This is a genomic window from Streptomyces sp. NPDC001750 (genome assembly GCF_042892615.1).
In the GTDB taxonomy this organism is placed as follows: domain Bacteria; phylum Actinomycetota; class Actinomycetes; order Streptomycetales; family Streptomycetaceae; genus Streptomyces.
The window spans coordinates 1-1,252 of the sequence record NZ_JBIAUE010000088.1 but is presented as its reverse complement, the minus strand read 5'-3'; the positions used below and the strand labels follow the sequence as shown (position 1 = coordinate 1,252).

Below are 1,252 nucleotides of genomic sequence, written 5' to 3'. Positions count from 1 at the left end.
GTAGGAGAGCCGGCGTGAGCTTGAGGATCGTTGTCTGTGTGAAGTATGTGCCGGATGCGACGGGTGACCGGCGTTTCTCGGATGATCTGACGGTGGACCGTGAGGATGTGGATGGTCTGTTGTCGGAGTTGGACGAGTACGCGGTGGAGCAGGCGTTGCGGGTCGCGGAGGGTGCCGGTGATGCCGAGGTGACGGTGTTGACGGTGGGTCCGGAGGATGCGCGGGATGCGTTGCGCAAGGCGTTGTCGATGGGGGCGGACCGGGCGGTTCATGTCGAGGACGAGTCTGTGCATGGTTCGGATGTGATGGGGACGTCGTTGGTGTTGGCGAGGGCGGTGGAGAAGGCCGGGTTCGATCTGGTGGTGGCGGGTATGGCGTCGACGGATGGTGGTGGGGGTGTGGTTCCGGCGTTGCTGGCGGAGCGGTTGGGGGTGGCGCAGGTGACGTTGTTGTCGGAGGTGTCGGTGGAGGGTGGTGTGGTGCGGGGGCGGCGTGATGGTGATGTGGCCTCGGAGTGGCTGGAGGCGTCGTTGCCGGCGGTGGTGTCGGTGACGGACCAGTCGGGTGAGGCGCGGTATCCGTCGTTCAAGGGGATCATGGCGGCGAAGAAGAAGCCGGTGGAGTCGTGGGATCTGGATGATCTGGGTGTGGAGGCCGGGGAGGTGGGTCTGGGTGGTGCGTTCACGCAGGTCGTTTCCGTGGCGGAGCGTCCGGCGCGGACGGTGGGCACGGTCGTGACGGACGAGGGTGAGGGTGGCCGGCAGGTTGCCGAGTTCCTGGCGGGCCGGAAGTTCATCTGACGGCCCGTGCTGTGCGTGGCTGTTCCTCAAATCTCATCGTGGCGGGAGTTCATTTCCATGGCTGAAGTGCTTGTTTTTGTCGATCATGTGGACGGTGTCGTTCGCAAGCCCACGCTGGAGTTGCTGACGCTGGCGCGTCGGGTGGGTGAGCCGGTTGCGGTGGCGTTGGGTGCGGGGGCCGGTGCGACGGCGGGTGTGCTGGGTGAGCACGGTGCGGTGCGGGTGCTGGTGGACGAGGCTCCGGAGTACGGGGAGTTCCTGGTCGTGCCGAAGGTGGATGCGCTGGTGGCGGCTTGTGAGGCGGTGTCGCCGGTGGCGGTGCTGGTGGTGTCGTCGGCGGAGGGCAAGGAGGTCGCGGCGCGTCTGGCGTTGCGGACGGGTTCGGGTCTGCTGACCGATGTGGTGGATGTGGAGGCCGGGGAGGGGGGTGTGGTGGTGGTGCAGTCGGTGTT

At 66.6% G+C, this 1,252-nt stretch carries 1 protein-coding gene and 1 pseudogene; both read left to right on the top strand.

Annotation, left to right across the window (positions count from 1 at the left end; all coding sequences use genetic code 11):
• Positions 1-14 precede the first annotated feature (14 nt).
• Positions 15-800 (top strand): electron transfer flavoprotein subunit beta/FixA family protein, encoded by a 786-nt coding sequence (locus ACFYY6_RS38320; protein WP_388654008.1) that lies wholly within the window; start codon positions 15-17, stop codon positions 798-800.
• A 57-nt stretch (positions 801-857) separates the two neighbouring features.
• A pseudogene (locus ACFYY6_RS38315) lies at positions 858-1,252 on the top strand (electron transfer flavoprotein subunit alpha/FixB family protein); the annotation flags it as partial.